Raw genomic sequence first — 18,920 nt, 5'->3', positions numbered from 1 at the left:
ACCCTCCTACGTCCGGGCGCTCTCCCGCAGGGAGTCGATGGTGAGGTCGAGGACCGCCTCCAGGTGGTCGATCTTTCCGGTGGAGAGCAGCAACAGCACACCGCCCTGGATGCCGGCCAGCAGTGCCGCGGCGGCGCGGTCGGCGTCCACCCGCGCGGCGATGTCCCCGGTCGACTGCATGTGCCGGATGCCCTCGGTGATGGCCGCCTGCCAGCGCCACATGAGCGCGGTGACGATCGCCTGGGCGGCCGGTGCGCGTCGGCCGGTCTGACCGAGCAGACCGTTGAGCGGGCACTTCACGCCCTGGGCGAGGTAGCGCTCGACGAGCCGGTCGCGCCACGCCAACCAGGCCGGCCAGGACGTCAGGTTGCTCAGCATCGGCTCCTGGTCGACGAGCACCTGGTCGGCCTCGTGCTGGGCCACCGCGAGCAGCAGCTCCTCCTTGCCGTCGGGGAAGTAGTGGAAGAGCTGACCCTTGCTGGTGCCGGTGTGGGCCATCACGTCCTCGAGGCGTACCTCGTCGACGCCGCGTTCGCGGATCTCGGCGGCGGCACCGGCGACGATCCGCGCCCGGGTGGCCTCGCCCTTGCGGGTCAACGCCCGTGTCATGCGACCTCCGTCACCGCTGCCTGGCCCGTACCTGCTGCTCCGACCGTAGCGCGGATTTTGGACTTGCAGGTCCAGATTTGGCGAGCAAAGGTCTGCGACGCGGCCCGATCCGGGCCGACACCACGATCGGGAGGGCGCCACCATGAACCACTACTACCTGCTCGGGCGGTCCGGTCTGCGGGTGAGCCGACTGGCGTTGGGCACCATGAACTTCGGCGTCGACGGGTTCCACGCCGCGTACGGAAAGACCGAGGAGGAGGCGGAGCCGATCTTCCGCCAGTACCTGGAGGCGGGCGGGAACTTCGTCGACACGGCGGACTTCTACACCGCCGGGGAGAGCGAGAGGATCCTCGGCCGCCTGATCAGCAGTGCCGGTGTCCGCGAACGGCTCGTGCTCACCAGCAAGTTCACCAACACCGTCGACCCGAGCGACCCGAACGCCAGCGGCAACGGCCGCAAGCACATCGTGCGGGCCGTGGAGGCGTCGCTGAGTCGGCTCGGCACTGACTACATCGACCTGTACCTGCTGCACACCTGGGACCGGATCACCCCGGTCGAGGAGGTCGTGCACACCCTCGACGACCTGGTACGCGCCGGCAAGATCCGCTACGCCGGGCTGTCCGACGTGCCGGCCTGGTACGCGGCCCGCGCGCAGAGCTACGCCGAGGCGCACGGCCTGACCCCGATGATCAACCTACAGCTCCCGTACTCCCTGGTCGGTCGGGGCATCGAGGCGGAGTACGTGTCGATGGCCCAGACCGTGGGCATGGGGCTCACCGCGTGGAGCCCGATCGCCGGTGGCCTGCTCAGCGGAAAGTACCGGCGTACCGGCGACGGCCTGAGCGGGACCGGGCGGTTGACCAACCCCGACGCCGCGGGCCGGGAGATCAGCCCCAGCGACTGGCAGGTCATCGAGGCTCTGGAGGAGGTGGCCGCCGACCTGGGCCGCACCATGGCCCAGGTCGCGATCAACTGGGTGGCCACCCAGCCCGCCGTCGCCTCGGTCATCATCGGGGCGAGCAGCGCCGAGCAGGTCCGCAGCAACTTCGAGGCGCTGCGGTTCGAGATCCCGGCCGACGCGCGTCGCCGGCTTGAGGAGGCCAGCGCACCGAAGCTCGAAGCGCCCTACGTGATGTTCACCCCGCAGTACCAGTCCTGGGTGGTGAGCCCGGGGCTCGGCATCGGCGACAAGCCGGCCGGCTACGCGCCGCCGGTGTTCAACGGTGCCGCCCAACCCACGACGTGAGGCGCCGCCCGCCGGCCAGCGCGGCCAACGACAGCGGCACGGGCTCCGCTCGCGGAGCCCGTGCCGGTGGTCACGGCCGGCTCTGTTCGGGCAGTTGGTTGCCGTAGTAGGCGCCCGCGCCGTGCTTGCGGGTGAAGTGGCGGTCCAGCAACCACTGTGGCGCGGCCGCCGCGGGGTTCAGCGAGAGCGTCTTCATGGCCATCTCCGCGACCGCCTCGCAGACGATCGCGTTCTCCACCGACTTGAGTGGGTTCGCCGCCCAGGTGAACGGGCCGTGGTTGGCGGCGAGAGCGACGGGGTTGGCCAGTGCCTCGGCCTCTCCCCCGATCAGCTCGATGATCGCCAGGGCGGTGTTGAACTCGTAGTCGTGGGCGCACTCCTCGGCCGTCAGGTCCCGGGTGACCCGGATCGGGCCGGCGAAGGTGTCGGCATGCGTGGTGCCGAGCACCGGCACGTCCCGTCCGGCCTGGGCGAAGGCGACGGCGTTCGTCGAGTGGGTGTGGGTCACTCCGCCGATGGAGGGCCACCGCAGGTAGAACGCACGGTGCGTCTCGCTGTCGACGGAGGGCCGCAGGTCACCGGCGACGACCTGCCCGGTCTCCAGGTCCACCGGGACGAGGAGGTCGGCCGTGAGGTCCTGGTATGCCACGCCGGAGGGCTTGATCACATAGATGCCGGCCTCTCGGTCGACCCCGCTCACGTTGCCCCACGTCAGCGCGGCCAGGCCGGCGTCGGCGATGAGGCGGTTCGCGGCGAGGACTGCGGCACGCAAGTCGGTTGATCCGGCCGTACTCATTGCTGGTGTCGCCTTTCGGGGGTGGGATGGGAGCCGTCGCAGCGCGACCCTTCGATGCGGTAGCGCGGCAGGTTAGCGCTAACATTTCGTGCGGTCAATAGCGGGTGCGCCGGGTCGGATGGAGGTGACGCGCCCACACGGGGCACGGCACGGGCGCAGTTTAGACGCCGGCGCGGCAGCGCGCGGCCCACGTCCCGGATGGTCACCGGCGGGGCTGACCGCAGCGACGAGGCTGCTCACTCCTCGACGCGGGCCACCTGGGCCAGCCCGGGCGTCGGTGTCGGTTCTCCCTCGTAGAGCGCCACGTACCGCCGGCGCAGCTCGGCCCCCGCAGCGCCGAGCGCGGCGAGGCTGAGGATGTTGTGGCCGACGCCCCACGTCTCGGGCAGGGTGCAGACCCGCAGGGGGATCGCGTGCGCGTCGGCGATCCGGCGGGGCACGGTCACCGCCGCGGCGCGGTCCACCACGCCGTCGAGCGGGCTGATGGCGACCGCGACGGTCCACAGGCCGGTGCGTCGGGGCGGATTCGGCAGACCACGCGCGATCGTCAGGTACTGGGTGACGGCGGAGAGCGAGTAGCCGCGCGACGTGACACGGTCCGGCAGGATTCGTCGCCCGTACAGCGTGATGAGCGGTCGGACCGCGAAGGCCGGCGCCTGGCGCGGGTCCGGGCCGAAGAACGGCGACAGCAACAGCAGATGGCGGACGACGTCACCGGGCACCTGGGCCAGCCAGGCGGCCAGCACGCCGCCGCCGGAGATCCCCACGACGCCCACCTCGTCGCCGAGGCCCGCCACGACGGCCAACGCCCGTGCGGCGTACGTCGTCAGCTCCTCGGCCTCGACCCGGTGGTGGGCCCGCCCGTCGACGGTCCCGTGCCGGGGAGCCCGTGGGATCCACACGTTGTACCCGCTGTCGAAGAACTCCTCGGCCAGCCCGTCGTACTGCTCGGGCGCGAGGGTGTATCCGTGCAGCAGCAGAACGGCCCGGCCGGTACGGGAGCCGTGGCTCAGCAGGCGGCTGCGCGACTCCGGTCGCAGCGCCGGATCCGCCGCCTCGGCCGCGATGATGGCCTCGGCGGCGCGGGTGGCGGTGTCGAAGTCCAGCGGTTGCCCCGGTGCGACCCGTCGCCCAGGGCGGCGCACCGGCCAGAGATACAGCCCGGCGACAAGCGCCACGACCAGCGCCAACCCACCCACGAGAAGCGTGATGATCTCCGGCATGCTGCGATGCTGACAGGGGCGGGGGCCGGTGCCGGCCGAGGGGGTGCGCCCGGGTGACCGGGCGCACCCGATCAGCTATTCCGCGTGGTGCGGTGGCGCGAAGACGACCCGGGAGCGCAGTTGCCGGAAGCCGGTCCGTTCCAGTTCCGCGAGCACCGCCACCCGGCGGGCGTCCACGTCGGCGACGACCTCGCGGGCACCGCCGGCGGCCAGCACCCGGACCGCCTCGCCCAGCAGCTCGGGCCGGGCCGCCTCGTCGAGGAGGCCGAGATAGGCGAGCAGTGGGTAGCAGGCGTCCCCGAACGTTCCGGCCAGACCGACCGGCTGCCCGCCCTCCAGCGCGACGCGCCATTTCTCGGTGGCGTCTCCCAGCCAGGCCAGCGGGTCGCTGGCCAGGTCCACTCCGCTGACCGCACGCGCGATCTCGGCACCGGTCAGCACGTCCGGCTCGGCGATCCTGGCGACCAGGGCGTTGATCTCCGCCACGTCGGTGGGCGCCCGGAAGTCGTAGCGGCCGGAGGACGCCGGCAGCGGTGTGCCCGTCCAGGAGCACCGGAGCCGCTCCCCCCGCTCGACCAGGCCGGCGAGCCGGGCGGCCTCCATCGGTGCCCGCACCACGGCCAGCACCTCCGGTCGACGCCGCCAGTGCGCCGGCAGGGCCGCGTAGTAGCGGCCGGGGCCGCCCAGCGCCTCGTGGGCGGCGTGCAGCAACTCGGCGCCCGCCTCCGGCTCGGCGTCCAGATCGAACCGGTCGAGCCAGGGAGCGCCGAGAGCGCCCGGTGGGCGGAGCCAGGCCGCCCGGCCGACCACCCGGCCGGCGCGCAGGGCGACCCAGGTGGTCTCGGGCCGGTAGCCGCCGCCGGCGACCCCGTCGGCGTACGCGACCTGGCGCAGTTGGGGCAGCGGATCGGGCATGGAGTCGAACAGGTCTTCCTCGCCCGCGACGAGCGGACGAATGAGCAGATCAGTCATGGTTGTGGTCCTCCGGGTGGCGAACGCCCCGGGTCAGGCCCGCGCGGACGCCGGAGCGCGGAGGGGGCGCAGAACATCGGACATTGTTCTGACCTCCTTCCAGCTCGACGGCGTGCCAACGAACCATACGCGCGGCGGTCGACGACAGGCAACAGGTGCCCGCCGTCGAGTTCGTCCCGGACAACGGCGGGTGCCGGGCGACCATCAGGCAGTCCGGCACCCGCCCGCCTCATCCGGCGACGGGAGAGTCGTCGCGGTCGCGGCGGACACCGCCGCGCCCGGTGCGGACCGCCGCCGCCTCGTCCGTCCCGACCGCGTCGGCGGTACGCCGGATCATGCGTGCCGTCACTCCCCGGTAGGAGCGCGGGTCGACGGGGAGCAGCCACTGCCGGGCCCGGGTCAGCGGGCCGAGGTTGAGGCCCAGTTCGTCGAGCACCTCGTCGATGTTGTGCATCGAGAACGGGATGATGTTCGTGCCCCGGGCGTGCCGCCCGTTGGTGCGCGCCGCCATCCAGGTCAGGCGGGCGCGCACCTCGTCGCGCATCCGCGCCTCGGCGGGCAGGGTGAGCCCACCCCGCAGGTACGCGGCCGTCCACACCGCCGCCATCTCGGCGCTGAGCGGGCTGAAGAACGACGAGTTGTAGCCGGCGAAGGTCAGCCGGGGCACACCGATCGGCAGGATCTGGCGGTAGAGCTGGAAGTTGCCCGCGTCGTCCTGGAGCCGGGCGCGCAGCGCGTCGTCGAAGAACGGCACGTGCTGGCGGAAGCCGGTGCCGCAGATCACCAGGTCGGCGGGGAGCACCGTGCCGTCGGCCAGGCGGGCGGCGGGCCGACCGTCGTCGTCGACGAGCAGTTCGGTGATCACCTGGTCGCGGTGCACGACGATGCGGCCGTCGGCGACGCGCGCGAAGAAGCCCTCGGTGGCGAGGCTGACCGTGCTGCGGGCGATGTCCTCGAAGCTGCCGTTGGGCACCAGACCCAACTCGCGCAGTTTGAGCTGTCTGGTCGCGACCGAGCCGACGCTGTCGACCATCCGTTGGCGCAGGCCGTTGCCCGGACCGTGCAGGAACCGCTCGACGCCCTTCAGGTGGAGGTAGCGGAACAGCGCCTCACCCATCCGACTGAGCAACAGGTACTTGTAGTTGAGCACGCCGCCGAGCTTGCGGGGCATCTTCCAGAGCAGATCCCGGGCCACCACGTGGGTCCGGGCGGCGACCTCGCTCAGCGGGACCGCCACATCGCACGACGACTTGCCGTACCCGACGACGAGGACGTTGCGGCCTCGGGCCGCCTCGATGTCGTGGAACTCCCCCACGGCCAGGACGCGCCCGCCGGCGGCGGCGAAGCCCGCGTGACCGTCGAACGACGGGACGACCGGGTCGCAGAAGATGCCGTTGGCGACGATCAGGTGGTCGTACCGCTGCACCGTCACCGGGTCCTGGGCCCCCGTCGGCCGCGACGCGATCAGCCACCCGGTCTCGTCGTTGACGAGTTCGGCGGAGACGACCTCCGTGCCGAGGCGCAGCACGCCGGCGAGCCCGAACTTCTCCACGTAGGTCTCGAGGTACCGCTGGACCTGCTCACCCGAGGGCCACTGCGGATAGTCGGCGGGCATCGGCAGGTCGGACAGGTGATAGGTGCCCTTGTTGTTCTGGGTGTGCAGGCCGGGATAACGCCGGGTGCGGCTCCACACCCCACCGACGTCGGGCGCCTTCTCGAAGACGGTGACGTCGAACCCGCTCTGCCGCAGCACCTTCGCTGCGCTCAGTCCGGCGAATCCGGCACCGACGATGGCAATCCTCATGGCATCCTCCGAAGTGCGTGGACCACTGCGGCGGCGGTGGTGAGCGCACGCTGGCGAGCGGGGTGCGGCCGTCGCTATCCGTTGCGCGCGAGGTGTGTCCACCCCACGCGGCCGACCGGTCCGTGTCGGGTGCACGGCTTTGTGGCACCGCCCTTCCGGGTCGCGCCTTAGGGTCAGCGCACCAGGGCGACCGGGAGGGGTCGGATGGATGCGGTGACGGTCCGGACGGACGACGTCGACCAGGCCCGCGCCGAGGTCGGCCGGGTCTTCTGTCCGCATCGGCTCATCCCGCAGGCGGGGGTGCGCACCGTCCACCTGCGGATGGCGGCGCGCCGGGTGGGTGGGGTGGGTGTGATCGACCTCGACTACGGGCAGGCGGTGCGCATCCAGCCCCCCGCCCTGGAGAGCTTCTATCTCGTCCAGATCCCCCGGGCCGGCAGCACCGTGGTGCGGCACTCCGGAAACACGGTGACCTCGACACCGGACGTCGCCTCGGTCCTTTCCCCGTACGACTCCTCGGACATGCGGTGGTCCGCGGGGTCACCCCATCGGATCTTCTACGCCGACCGGCACGCCGTCGACCGCGAGCTCGCCCGCCTCCTGGGCCGCCCGGTGGACGACCCGGTCCGGTTGGACGTCGGCATGGCCATGACCACGCCGAGGGCACAGGCGTGGGCACGTGGGGTGGCGTTCCTCGCCGACGAGTTGGCCCAGCCGACGGACGCGTCCCTGTTCGACCATCCGCAGGTGGCCTCCCGATTCGAGCAGGGGCTCATCGGCCAACTGTTGCTGGCCCACCGGCACAGCCACTCCGACCTGCTCGCCGAGCGGGAGCATCAACCCAACCCCGGGCGGCTCGTCCGCCGCGCCTGCACGCTGATCGCCGACCACCACGGCGAGGCACTGACCGTCGGTGACGTCGCCGAGGCGCTGCGGGTGAGCGTACGCACGTTGCAGGACTGCTTCCGCCGGGAGCTGCGGACCACCCCGACCGCGTACCTGCGTGCCTGTCGCCTCGACGCGGCCCACCGATCGCTGCGGGCGGCCGAGCCGGGGGTCTCCGTGACGGCCGTCGCGCTGCGGCACGGGTTCGTGCACCTCGGCCGGTTCGCGACCGACTATCGGAGCCGGTTCGGAGAGTCGCCGTCGGCGACCCTCCGCCGCTGACCGGGACACCCCCGAGGTGGTGCTCTGACGGTACGGTGACACCGTGCCGGAGGTCAGCACCGCTCCTCGACGACCGATGATTCGCCTCAACCGCCACCCGCCCAACGCGCGGATGGCCCGCAACGGCGTCATCCTCGGCCTCTGCTACTACCTCGGCATCGGCGTCCTCAGCGCGATCCCGCTCTACCTGGTCCTCGACGAGCCGGGCAGCGATCTGAGCCATGAATCAACGTTCGCGGCCAGCCTGGTGGGCGTCCTCAGCTGCCTGCTGGTGGTCGTCGCCACCGCGACCGCGCTGCTCGACCACCGCTGGGCCACACCGGGCCTGATCGTGCTCGGCCTCTGCGGGTGGGTGGTCGGCGTGCTCGCCGTCGTCCTCGTTGCCGGTGGCGACGTCGAGCCCGAGACGTTCGGGATGGCCCTCCTTCTCCTCGCCGCACGCCCCCGGCTGCTGCTCAGGAACTACCTCGGCGGGCTCACCATGGCGGGCACCCACCCGGCGAGCCCGACCGCCCGCTGACGCGCCTGCCGGTCACCTCGGACCGTGCGGGTCGCCCAGATCCTGACGCCCGACCGTGGGCTTGCCCGGCCCCCGGCGCGGTCGCGATCCCCGCTCGCCCACGCCGGCCTAAAGGAGTGCGCCGCCGAGAAAATCGTTATTCCGCGGCGGCCGGTGAGTCTCCTCCAGGGGAGGCGATGGTAGCGGTCACGCGCCGCCCTTCGTCGAGCAGCGATGTCACCACACGGAGGAGTCGAGACGATGCGCGCAACCGGCCCGGGCGAGGCGGACACCCCGACGGGTCCCCGGGGTGTCCACGCGGAGCCCCGACGCCTGATGTTCCGTCGCCTCCCGATCGGTGTGTGGCGTCTGCGGTGGCCCCTCGCCGTGGCCGTCGTGGTGGCCGTCCTGGTGACCGGGGTGCTGGTCGTGGTGCGACCGACCGGGCCGACGCCAGTCCCCGCCGCGACGCGGGCGGCCGACGCGCCGCCGTCGACGAGCCCGGAGGTCGGCCCACCCACCGCGAGCACGCCCGCCGCCACGACGGGCCCGACGGCGACGACCCCGACACCGCAGGGCACGCCGACGGCGAAGCCCACGGCCCGGCGTCCGGTCGCCCCGGCGGCGACCGCCGTGACGTCGACGCGCAAGGGCGTCGGGGTGTGGACCTTCGACGGGGTCAGCCAGGCGCTGGCCACCTCCGGGGCGAGTTGGTACTACACCTGGGACGTGGCCCACCCGGGTGTCACCGGCCCGAAGACCGCCGAGTTCGTCCCGATGATCTGGGGGGCGAAGAGCGTCACCGCCGGCAACCTGCAGAAGGCCGCGCAGAACGGCCGCTACCTGCTCGGGTTCAACGAGCCGGACCTGAAGGGTCAGGCGGAGATGACAGTGGAGCAGGCGTTGGGGCTGTGGCCGCAGTTGCAGGCCACCGGCCTTCCGCTGGGCAGCCCGGCGGTGGCCTGGGGCGGTGACCGGCCGGGCGAGTGGCTGGACCGGTTCATGGCCGGGGCGAAACAGCGCGGCTACCGCGTCGACTTCATCGCCCTGCACTGGTACGGCGGCGACTTCACCACCGCGAACGCGGTCAACCAGCTCCGGTCGTACCTCCAGGCGGTGCACGACCGCTACCGGCTGTCGATCTGGCTCACCGAGTTCGCCCTGATCGACTTCGCCAGCGGCGTGCGCTTTCCGACCCAGGCGCAGCAGGCCGCGTTCCTCACGGCGGCGACCCGGATGCTGGGCGGCCTGTCCTGGCTGCACCGGTACGCGTGGTTCGGCCTGCCCGCCACCGACAAGGACCAGTCCGGGCTCTTCCGCACGGGCAGCGAGGCCACCGCCGTGGGCCGCGCCTACCAGGCCGCGCGCTGAACCGGGTTCACGTGGTCGCGCCAGGAGTGCCGTGGCTCGTACCCCAGTACCCGGCGTGCCTTGTCGATGCTGAGCAGCGTCTCGTGCTCGCCCAACTCCCTGCGGACCTCGACACCCGGGTAGACCTCGGCCAGCAGGCTGGCGCTGGACCTGCTCATGACGGTGTCGGCGTTGGCGATGATGAAGACATCGGCACCGGGCCGATCGTGCGCGAGCGCACGCTCGACCGCCTGTGCCCCGTCGCGGGCGTCGACGTAACCCCACAGGTTCCACCGGCGCAGCCGCGGGTCGGCGTCGAACGAGGGGAACGGCGCGTAGTCCTCGACATCCATCACGTTGGAGAAACGCAGGCCCACCATCACCAGCTCCGGGTCCCACCGGCAGAAGTGCCGGGCCATCTCCTCCTCCAGGACCTTGTTCAACGAGTACGTCGACTCCGGCCGCGGCGCGTACTCCTCGTCGACCGGCGCGTACGGCGGCGGGGTGTCGAAGGGCAGCCCGAGCACCGTCTCACTCGACGCCCACACCACCCGTTTGATCCCGGCCGCCCGGGCCGCGGCGAAGACGTTGTACGTGGCGGTGGAGTTGTTCGCGAACGTGGTCGCGTTCGACATCAGCCCCGGGGCCGGGACCGCCGCCAGGTGCACGACCGCGTCGACCCCACCGCCGTGCTCGTCGGCGCCCCCGCTGAACGCCTCCACCACCTGCCCGTAGTCGGTCAGGTCGACCAGAAGGAACTCGCCGTCCACGTCGCGCGGATCACGGCCGCCGGCACGGTCCACGGCCAGCACGTCGACGCCCACGGCGCGCAGGTGGGCGACCACGGCCCGGCCGAGCTTGCCGGTGGCACCGGTGACGACGACACGCCCGGGCAGTGCGGAGTTGCTCATGACCACATCCTCGCCCAAAGCGACCGCAGGCCCGCACGCGGCCCAAGGGCGTGTTCATAAGGGCGGTCGAGCCGAGGCGGAGTCCGGGCGGCGATCCGGCAAGGCGCGGTTTCGTCCGGATACCGGTGTGGTATCCGGACGAAACCGTAACGCCGCCGGTCGTCGTCCGGGCCCGCCGCAGGCCGGCCAGTTCTTATGAAACAGGCCCAAGGCGTGTTTCAGAAGTCGGGTGCCTGCCGCGTCGGTGAAGGGTCGGCCGCCGAAGTGGGACAGACGGCAGGATCAGGGAGTGCTGGGGACGGGGGGGTTCGGGAGAGGTGCGCGTCCGCGCGGGTGCTGCCGCCGCTCGTCGGCGACGGTTGGTGCGGGTCGCGGGTGACGTGCCGCCGTAGGTGGACGGATCGACGCTGATCAGGGCTGGGTGGATGGGACTTCGCTGCCGGCGGGCTGACCGTGCGGGCCACCGTGGGCATGGGGGATCGCTCGGCGGCCACGTCCCGGGATCGGCCGGGGCGGTGGTGGCGCCGTCGAGGCACGGACGACGAGCTCGACCGGTTGGTCGGCCGCCGGTGGAAGCTCGACGTCCGGCTTCTCGATGACCTGTACCAGCAGCGCGAGGCCCTGCCGCGTGACCTCGTCGAACGGCTGCCGCACGGTGGTGAGCGGCGGAGTGACGTAGGCGGCGACCGGGATGTCGTCGAACCCGACGACGCTGATGTCCTCGGGCACGCGGCGTCCGGCCTCGACCTGCGCGCGGATGAGACCGATCGCCATGTCGTCGTTCGCGGCGAACACCGCGGTCACGGTGCTGTCGCCGGCCAGTTCCCGGCCCGCGGCGTAGCCGGATGCGGCCGACCAGTCGCCCTCGACGACCGGCGGCTCGTCCGCGCCGTGGGCTCGCAGCGCCTCGCGCCAGCCGGCGAGACGGTCCCGTGCCGAATACCACCGCTGCGGGCCGGCCAGGTGATGGACGGTCGCGTGCCCCAACTCCAGCAGGTGCTCGGTCGCGGCCCGCGCGAGCCGGCCCGCGCCGACCCTGGCGGTCACCACCTGCGGCGCAATGAAGGTGGGCGGCGCGCCGAGGACCAAAACCGGCACGTCGACGCTGATGAGACCGACGCCCTCGTCGATCGGCTCGGAGATGATGACGCCGTCCACGCCCTGGTCCAGCAGCGACGCCAGGGCGCTCGCGGTGCCGCCCGGGTCGCCCTCGATCGTGGTGGCCACCCGCAGCGTGTAGCCCACCTTCCGGACCGCCCGCTCGATGCCCATGAGCCACGACGCCGGCCCGTACAAGGCGCTGCCGAGCGTCACCACGCCGATCGACCGGGTCCGCCCGGAGGCCAGCGCCCGGGCCGCCTGGTTGCGCCGGTAGCCGAGCTCCTCGGCGGCGTCCAGAACCCGCCGGCGCACGTCGGTCGAGACATACGGCTCGTCGTTGAGGACCCTGGACACCGTCTTCTGGGAGACGCCGGCCAGCCGCGCGACGTCCACGCTGCGCGGCGTCGGAGGGCTTCCATCCGGCCTCGCCAGTCGCGTCACGGCACCTCCCATCGTCGGCCATCGTCCTGTATGATTGCGTAGTCATGTCTACGCAGTCAGACACTCACCGTTAAGAGCCCGCAACCCGCCCGTGACGCTGGCGAAGCACGTTCCTTACCAGCACCCTAACTCCAGTTTCGAACCGAACAAATCAGGCCGGGCCGCCCGCCGACTTCACCGAAGACCACAGTGCTGCTGTCCGCGTCTTCAGCGTGTCACACGGCCGGGCGCCGCAGAGGCGAATCGGTTCGCTATTTGATCGACGCCGCATTGGTGGGGCGGCGACACGGAATGCCTGAGCGCGATGTCCTAGCACTCCGGAGTGGTCGTACTTATCGGCGGCCACTCGAAGCTTGTGAGGCGTCAGGAGCAGGAAGTAACCGTCTCGAAACCTTGACTTCACGCGCGATGCGCCCATTAATACATAGCTATGTATTTGGGTCGCAACCACCCTCCCCGGGTGGTCGGCGACGCCGCCAGATCTGTCGAATCGATTCGATTCTCGGCCTTGAGGCTGTGCCCTGAACCGGTGTCGCGGAGCTGGCGGATGAGTCACAGGAGGTTTCCGTGCATCGTACGAACGTCCGCTGGGGCGGCCGATTGTCGGCGTCGGCCAGAGGGCTGGCCGCGACAGTGGCGCTCGCCCTGCCCCTGACGCTGGGTGGTCTGACCCTGGCGACCCCCGGATCGGCCCTGGGCGCGCCGGTCGCGACGCAGGGTGTCGCGGCCGCCGGACTTGACGGTGTGGCGGCCGGCAACGCCGCGATCACCTCGGTCGACCTGAGCGGGACGTGGAACTTCACGCCCGCGGGTCGGGGGGCGACCACGATCACGGTGCCCGGTGGCGGCTGGTACAAGCAGGGCTTCACCACCGTGAACGAGGCGGTGTACTCGCGCAGCATCACGGTGCCGGACTCGGGGCAGCCGCAGTCGGCCTGGATCGAGTTCGGCGCCGTCAACCACCAGGCGACACTGTCGGTCGACGGCCGGGTGGTCGCCACCCAGACGACGGGGTTCACCCCGTCGAACTTCGACATCAGCGCATACGCGGCACCCGGCACCACCCACACGATCACGGTGAACGTGAAGGGCCGCGGCGCGTTGAAGGCATCCAACGGCCGGTACCTGGTGCCCGACGCCGCCACCTGGTCCGAGGCGGTACCGCAGGGGATCTTCGGGTCCGCGTTCCTGCGGGTGTACCCGGCGGTGTACATCAGCGACACATTCGTGCGTACGTCGGTGGCGAACAAGTCGCTGACCTACGACGTGACGGTGCGGAACACGTCGGGCAGTGCCCGGTCGGTGACGTTGACCGGGTCGCTGTCATCCAAGAACGGAACGGCTTTCAGCTACCCGGATCTGCCCAGCCGTACGGTCACCGTGGCGGCCCGCTCGACCGCGACCGTGACCGTCGGGCCGGTCGCGTGGAACCTCGACAGCACCTCGTACTGGTGGCCCAACGTGCCGTACCGGTCGGGGTACCGGGCGCAGCTGCACGGGCTGGCGGTGCATGCCGTCACCGACGACGGCCGGACGAGCGACGCCGAGTACCGGTTCGGGTTCCGGGAGGCCACCCAGAACGGGGACTACTACTACCTCAACGGCGTGCGCGTGAACTTCCGCGGCGACAACCTCCAGGGTGCCGACTACGACCGGATCAACAACGGCGGCAAGGGCGACGCGTACCACACGCTGCCCGGCTTCCTGCCCCCGTCGTCCGGCAACGGCGGCTGGCCGCAGGCGGTGGACAACTACCAGCGGCTGAACTACAACGTGGTGCGCATCCACCAGGAGCCCGGAAGCCCGTACATGTTGGATGTCGCCGACGAGATGGGCCTGATGATCATCGACGAGGTCGCGATTCGCGGCTCCCAGTCCTCGCAGGAGTGGCAGAACTCCGTCGGGCGCGAAAACATGATCAATCACGCCCGTGCGCTGGTCCTGCGCGACCGCAACCACCCCGCGATCATCCGCTGGAGTCAGAACAACGAGCCGAACCAGAGCGGCCAGGATTCCGAACAGTTCGAGAAGGACCTCTACGCGGCGATGAACGGCGCCGACGGCACCCGGCCGATCATTGTCGAGGTGGGCGTCGGCAACAATGTCAGCCTGTATCCCGGGATGACGTACGCCAACTTCGCGGTGATCCCGCACTACGTCGACGGCTTCGGCAGGTACGGGGAGGGCCTCGTCACCGTGAATGGGCGGCCCGACGGCGAGGGCGAGTTCATCTGGCCGGCATGCAACAACAAGCAGGGCTTCGAGTGGTTCGCCACGGCAACCCTGGCCAAGCGCGGCAAGGGCGCCACCGACCTGCGTCCGTACACGCTGCTGTCCGCCTGGGCCAGCGTCGTGCCCGGCGTGCGGAGCACCGACTTCACCCCGGAGGAGGGTGGTCACCCGATCTACGGAGTGGACAACCTGCCCGACCCGTGGAGCAACGCACAGATCCAGCGCGTGCAGGCGGCGTTCAACCCGGTGGCCGCGGTCGACCTGCCCTACTGGTCCGCCTCCGGCAACTCGGACTCGAACGGCACCTTCCCGCTGCCACAGGCGGTACCCACCTACGCCCGCAACGCCACGATCACCCGCAACATCACCGTGTTCAACGACGACCTCACCAACACCTCGGTGAACTTCACCTGGACCGCCCGACTCGACAGCCCAACCGGCGCGGTCGTCGCGTCCGGCAACAACACCCTGACCATCCCACTCGGCTCACGGGTCACCCAACCGGTGTCCTTCACCGCCCCCGCCACCGGCAGCCGCGTGTACCTCCAACTCTCGACCGCCAAGTCCGGCAGCACCGTCTTCACCGACTCGATCGAATACCTCAACCTCGGCGGAGGCGGCGGAACCGGGCCCGCAGCAGGCACCTACCGCATCGTCAACCGCAACAGCGGCAAGCCCCTCGCCATCGCCGGTAACTCCACCGCCGACGGTGCCAAGGCGGTCCAACAGAGCGGCACCCCCACCTGGACGATCAGCACCACCCAGGACACCTACACCCTGCGCTACACCGCCTCCGGAAAGATGCTCGACGTCAACGCCGGCAGCACCACACAGGGCCTGCAACTACAGCAGTGGTCAGCCAACGGCGGCGCCAACCAGTCGTGGTACCTGCGGCCCACCGGCGACGGCTACTACACAATCGTCAGCCGCAGCAGCGGACTGACAGCCGACGTCTCCGGCGCCTCGACCAGCGACGGAGCACAGGTCGTGCAGTGGACCGCCAACGGCGGGACCAACCAGCAGTGGCAGTTCGTACCCGCCTGACCAGTAACAGAGGTGAGTGTCAAGTTCGGCCGCCGGTAACGGGCTGCCGATTGTCGCGGCCGACTCGGGGGCACGGTTTGTGCGCCCGAGTCGGCCGCGACCGCGTCACGGCGAGGCCGTCCAGGTGCGGCATGCGGATGTCGAGGCGGGCGACGTCGGGTCGGGTCTGCCGGGCGAGCCGCAGCGCCTCCGCGCCGTCCGGCGCCTCCGCGACGACGGTGATGTCACCGTCGCGTTCGAGCAGACCCCGCAGACCGCTGCGGACCAGCGGCTGGTCGTCGGCGAGAAGCACACGCAACACGCTCACCGGTGGGTCACCGCCGCCGACTCCTCGGCCGGGGTGACCGGCAGTCTGGCGCGCACGCCGAAGCCACCGTCGGGTTGCGGTCCGGCGGTCAGGCCAGCCCGGCCCAGAGGCGGCGGCTGACGAGCAGCGGAGCAGGTCTGCCGTGCATGACACGGACCGTACGAACCACCGGGTGCGGCGCACATCCGCTGCACGAGGTACTCCCTGCGGTGTACCTGCCGGTCGGCACGTCCTCGGGGCCCGCGGGTGCGTAACGTGCAGGGGTAAACGCTGACGCGACGAGGAGACTGCATGTCCAAGCCACCGCTTCCCGAGGCCGCGATCGCCATGCTCCGCAAGCCCAACCCGGCCGTCATGACCACGCTTCGCAACGGTGGCCAGCCGGTGTCCGCCGCGACCTGGTACCTGTGGGAGGACGGCCGGATCCTGGTGAACCTGGACGAGAGCCGCCGCCGGTTGGACCACATCCGCAACGACCCACGGGTCTCCCTGACCGTGCTCGACGAGGCCGGCTGGTACACCCACGTCAGCATCGTCGGGCACGTCGCCGAGCTGCGCGCCGACGAGGACCTGGCGGACATCGACCGGTTGTCCCAGCACTACACGGGCAACGCGTACCCGCGGCGGGAGCGCGCCCGGGTCAGTGCCCTGATCGAGATCGACAGGTGGCACGGCTGGGGGTCGATGAAGGACAACGACCAGGTCGGCTGACGCCCACCGGCGGGGCGTGCGGGTGGCGGTGGTTCGGGTGCCGACGGCGACGTGCGGCACCCGGCCCGGCTCTTGACCGAGGACGGCGGTCGGCTTAACTTCATCAATCAGATAAGTGTCTTTACTGATTGTGCGCCACCCGACGTGGGAGTGTGCCGATGCGACAGTTCCGCCACCGCCGTCTCACCGCCGTCGTCGCCCTGGCGACCCTGCTGATCACGGCCACACCGCCCACCGCCGCCAGCGCCGGCGACCACCAGCAGCGCCGCGCCGGCTACCACCGGGTCGGGTACTTCACCCAGTGGGGCATCTACGGCCGCGCCTTCCCGGTCAAGAAGCTCGACACCTCCGGGGCGGCGAGCCGCCTCACCCACGTCAACTACGCCTTCGGCAACGTCAGTGAGGACGGCCGCTGCTACCTCGACGGCGGGCCGGGCGAGGGCGACGCCTGGGCCGACTACCAGCGGCCGGTCCCGGCGGAGGAGAGCGTCGACGGCGTCGCGGACGCCCCGGGTCAGGCGCTCAACGGCAACTTCGGTCAGCTCGCCAAGCTGAAGGCCAAGCACCCCAGGCTCCAGGTGCTGATCTCGCTGGGCGGCTGGAGCTGGTCGACGTACTTCTCCAACGCCGCCCGCACCGACGCCTCCCGCAGGGCGTTCGTCGCGTCCTGCGTCGACCTCTACCTCAGGGGCAACCTGCCGGGGGCCCCGGGTGCCGCCGCCGGCGTCTTCGACGGCATCGACCTCGACTGGGAGTGGCCCAACTGGGAGGGCGAGCCGGGCAACGTCATCCGCCCGGAGGACCGGGAGAACTTCACCAAGCTGCTCGCCGAGTTCCGCCGGCAGCTCGACGCGTACGGGCGCACGACCCGGACGCACCACCCGCTGACCGCGTTCCTACCGGCCAACCCGGCCACCATGGACGCCGGCTACGAGGGCCGCAAGATCTTCACGTACCTGGACTTCGCCACCGTGCAGGGGTACGACTTCCACGGCGGCTGGGACGCGGTGACCAACCAGCAGTCGGCACTGCGCGTACCGGCGGGCTCGCCGGACGACCCGGACTTCTCCGCCGAGGTCGCCATCGACGGGTGGATCGCCCGTGGCGCGCCACGGGACAAGCTCGTCCTCGGCATCCCGTACTACGGTCGCGGCTGGACCGGCGTCACCGGCGGCGGCGACGGCCTGTTCCAGCCGGCCGCCGGGCCCGCGCCGGCGACGTTCGAGGCCGGGTACGAGGACTACAAGTTGCTCAGGACCCTGGCCGGCAACGGCTACACCGTGCACCGCGACCTGCGCGCCGGGCACGCCTGGTTGTTCGACGGTACGACGTTCTGGACGTACGACGATCCGGCGGTCGTGTTGCAGAAGACGCTCTACATCCGCCGTGCCGGCCTGGCCGGCGCGATGATCTGGTCGCTCGATGGCGACGACGACAACGCCACGCTGACCAGGACCATCAACCTGGGCCTCACCACCGGGTAGGCGTATCCCCCGCGGTTCGGTTGATCAGGTGACCGCGCGCACCGCCGCCTCGATGAGCGCGGTCACCTGGTCCATGTCGCGCGCCTGGCGGACGTCCACATCGGCCGTCCACCCGTCGGGCCGGGCGAGCCGCACCGTCACGTCCTCACGGCGGTGGATGAGCCAGCCGGCAATCGCCTGCACCAGCACCATCGCGGCGCCCGCGTCGTCGACCGCCACCCGCAGCGGGTGCGTGCCGTCGGCAGACGTCGCACCGACCGGCGTCGAGGTCACCCCGTCGCGCAGCCGGTCCTCGGCGCGCAGCCAGGACGCCAGCGAGCGCCGCGCATCGGCGGACGGCAGATCCGGATGGACCGAGAGCGTGATCATCTCTGGCACGTGTCCTCCTCCTCGCACGACGACAGGCACGTGCCACCATCCTGCCAGTCCGCGTCCGAACCGGCACGCCATGTAGTCAGCGCTGTCGATCGGAGCTTGACCTCGTGTCGGTCGGTTCATAGGCTCCCGACACATGACCCCATCGATGCGCTCGTCGGTAGCCGGTTGACGAATCAGGTGGCGGCCACCCCTGCCCGACCGGAGCACTCGATCAACCTGCTGGTCAGCGACTGGTTGCTCATCGACGCGACGATGGACAACCACGTCAACTCGGCCATCGACGGCGCGGTGCCAAGCGGCTCGGAGTGGGAGTCGCCCGGGGATGCCCGAGCGGAGACGGGGGCGACGAGACCGCCGGCGGTGGCCCGGTTGGGCATCAGCATTCGCCAGGCGGGTTGGGACCAGATTCCCGGGTGGCCGCACGATGTCGAGGGCTTCCGAACGTGGCCGGCTCCGGGGCAGACGGCGACGGTGACCCTGACCGGCGTCCAGTGGAGGCTGGTCGTCGTCGCGCTGCGGCACTGGGCGGCCGTCGCCGAGAGCCTGTCCGACGCCGAGGTGGCGGCCCGTTCCCGGGCCATCGCCACCGCCCTCGTGCGGCGACTCACCGAACGGGGCCGGTCGCCGGAATCACCATGACACCCA

At 71.2% G+C, this 18,920-nt stretch carries 17 protein-coding genes; 8 read left to right on the top strand and 9 right to left on the bottom strand.

The window, feature by feature from the left end; all coding sequences use genetic code 11:
* Positions 1-6: 6 nt before the first annotated feature.
* The gene (locus ACGFIW_RS26010; protein ID WP_393320732.1) at positions 7-609 is read right to left on the bottom strand and encodes a TetR/AcrR family transcriptional regulator; all 603 of its coding nucleotides are present in this window, start codon (positions 607-609) and stop codon (positions 7-9) included.
* A gap of 142 nt (positions 610-751) precedes the next feature.
* Here ACGFIW_RS26010 and ACGFIW_RS26005 point away from each other — a divergent pair, with 142 nt between their 5' ends.
* Positions 752-1,855: an aldo/keto reductase gene (locus ACGFIW_RS26005; RefSeq protein ID WP_393320729.1), complete on the top strand. Its 1,104-nt coding sequence runs from the start codon at positions 752-754 to the stop codon at positions 1,853-1,855.
* Between the two features lie 70 nt (positions 1,856-1,925).
* Here the strand turns inward: ACGFIW_RS26005 and araD are convergent, their stop codons facing one another.
* From araD to ACGFIW_RS25985, 4 genes are all read right to left on the bottom strand, one after another.
* The gene (gene araD / locus ACGFIW_RS26000) at positions 1,926-2,627 is read right to left on the bottom strand and encodes an L-ribulose-5-phosphate 4-epimerase AraD (RefSeq protein WP_393320727.1); all 702 of its coding nucleotides are present in this window, start codon (positions 2,625-2,627) and stop codon (positions 1,926-1,928) included.
* Positions 2,628-2,887: 260 nt separating this feature from the next.
* The gene (locus ACGFIW_RS25995; protein ID WP_393320724.1) at positions 2,888-3,874 is read right to left on the bottom strand and encodes an alpha/beta hydrolase; all 987 of its coding nucleotides are present in this window, start codon (positions 3,872-3,874) and stop codon (positions 2,888-2,890) included.
* Between the two features lie 75 nt (positions 3,875-3,949).
* Complete coding sequence (locus ACGFIW_RS25990) at positions 3,950-4,846, bottom strand: acetyltransferase (protein ID WP_393320722.1); 897 nt, start codon at positions 4,844-4,846, stop codon at positions 3,950-3,952.
* Between the two features lie 229 nt (positions 4,847-5,075).
* Positions 5,076-6,650 (bottom strand): flavin-containing monooxygenase, encoded by a 1,575-nt coding sequence (locus ACGFIW_RS25985; RefSeq protein ID WP_393320719.1) that lies wholly within the window; start codon positions 6,648-6,650, stop codon positions 5,076-5,078.
* 213 nt (positions 6,651-6,863) lie between these two features.
* On the opposite strand from ACGFIW_RS25985, the gene ACGFIW_RS25980 reads away from it, so the two are divergent.
* The 3 genes from ACGFIW_RS25980 (at position 6,864) to ACGFIW_RS25970 (ending at position 9,687) form a co-directional block, all read left to right on the top strand.
* A complete protein-coding gene (locus tag ACGFIW_RS25980; protein WP_393320716.1) occupies positions 6,864-7,817 on the top strand; it encodes an AraC family transcriptional regulator in 954 nt (317 codons plus the stop codon).
* A 43-nt stretch (positions 7,818-7,860) separates the two neighbouring features.
* Complete coding sequence (locus ACGFIW_RS25975) at positions 7,861-8,337, top strand: hypothetical protein (protein ID WP_393320713.1); 477 nt, start codon at positions 7,861-7,863, stop codon at positions 8,335-8,337.
* Between the two features lie 240 nt (positions 8,338-8,577).
* Positions 8,578-9,687: a glycoside hydrolase family protein gene (locus tag ACGFIW_RS25970; protein WP_393320710.1), complete on the top strand. Its 1,110-nt coding sequence runs from the start codon at positions 8,578-8,580 to the stop codon at positions 9,685-9,687.
* On the opposite strand, the gene ACGFIW_RS25965 is transcribed toward ACGFIW_RS25970, so the two are convergent.
* Both ACGFIW_RS25965 and ACGFIW_RS25960 read right to left on the bottom strand, forming a co-directional pair.
* The gene (locus tag ACGFIW_RS25965) at positions 9,669-10,577 is read right to left on the bottom strand and encodes an NAD-dependent epimerase/dehydratase family protein (RefSeq protein WP_393320707.1); all 909 of its coding nucleotides are present in this window, start codon (positions 10,575-10,577) and stop codon (positions 9,669-9,671) included. The genes ACGFIW_RS25970 and ACGFIW_RS25965 overlap by 19 nt on opposite strands.
* 411 nt (positions 10,578-10,988) lie before the next feature.
* Positions 10,989-12,119 (bottom strand): LacI family DNA-binding transcriptional regulator, encoded by a 1,131-nt coding sequence (locus ACGFIW_RS25960; RefSeq protein ID WP_393320704.1) that lies wholly within the window; start codon positions 12,117-12,119, stop codon positions 10,989-10,991.
* A gap of 567 nt (positions 12,120-12,686) precedes the next feature.
* On the opposite strand from ACGFIW_RS25960, the gene ACGFIW_RS25955 reads away from it, so the two are divergent.
* Positions 12,687-15,395 (top strand): RICIN domain-containing protein, encoded by a 2,709-nt coding sequence (locus tag ACGFIW_RS25955; protein ID WP_393320701.1) that lies wholly within the window; start codon positions 12,687-12,689, stop codon positions 15,393-15,395.
* Positions 15,396-15,414: 19 nt separating this feature from the next.
* Here the strand turns inward: ACGFIW_RS25955 and ACGFIW_RS25950 are convergent, their stop codons facing one another.
* The gene (locus tag ACGFIW_RS25950; RefSeq protein WP_393320698.1) at positions 15,415-15,702 is read right to left on the bottom strand and encodes a response regulator transcription factor; all 288 of its coding nucleotides are present in this window, start codon (positions 15,700-15,702) and stop codon (positions 15,415-15,417) included.
* Between the two features lie 291 nt (positions 15,703-15,993).
* On the opposite strand from ACGFIW_RS25950, the gene ACGFIW_RS25945 reads away from it, so the two are divergent.
* Together ACGFIW_RS25945 and ACGFIW_RS25940 are read left to right on the top strand one after the other, a co-directional pair.
* Positions 15,994-16,413, top strand: coding sequence for a PPOX class F420-dependent oxidoreductase (locus tag ACGFIW_RS25945; RefSeq protein ID WP_393320695.1), 420 nt, complete (start codon positions 15,994-15,996; stop codon positions 16,411-16,413).
* 158 nt (positions 16,414-16,571) lie between these two features.
* A complete protein-coding gene (locus ACGFIW_RS25940) occupies positions 16,572-17,897 on the top strand; it encodes a glycoside hydrolase family 18 protein (RefSeq protein ID WP_393320692.1) in 1,326 nt (441 codons plus the stop codon).
* A 24-nt stretch (positions 17,898-17,921) separates the two neighbouring features.
* Here ACGFIW_RS25940 and ACGFIW_RS25935 read toward each other — a convergent pair whose 3' ends face one another.
* Positions 17,922-18,266 carry a hypothetical protein gene (locus tag ACGFIW_RS25935; protein WP_393320867.1) on the bottom strand — a complete coding sequence of 115 codons (345 nt, stop codon included), beginning with the start codon at positions 18,264-18,266 and terminating at the stop codon, positions 17,922-17,924.
* A 174-nt stretch (positions 18,267-18,440) separates the two neighbouring features.
* Between ACGFIW_RS25935 and ACGFIW_RS25930 the strand changes: the two genes are divergently transcribed.
* Positions 18,441-18,914 (top strand): hypothetical protein, encoded by a 474-nt coding sequence (locus ACGFIW_RS25930; protein WP_393320689.1) that lies wholly within the window; start codon positions 18,441-18,443, stop codon positions 18,912-18,914.
* Positions 18,915-18,920 lie beyond the last annotated feature (6 nt).

This window comes from Micromonospora sp. NPDC048935 (assembly GCF_043197875.1).
Lineage (GTDB): Bacteria > Actinomycetota > Actinomycetes > Mycobacteriales > Micromonosporaceae > Micromonospora.
The sequence above is the reverse complement of the archived record's forward strand: the minus strand, read 5'-3'. Positions and strand labels throughout refer to the sequence as shown.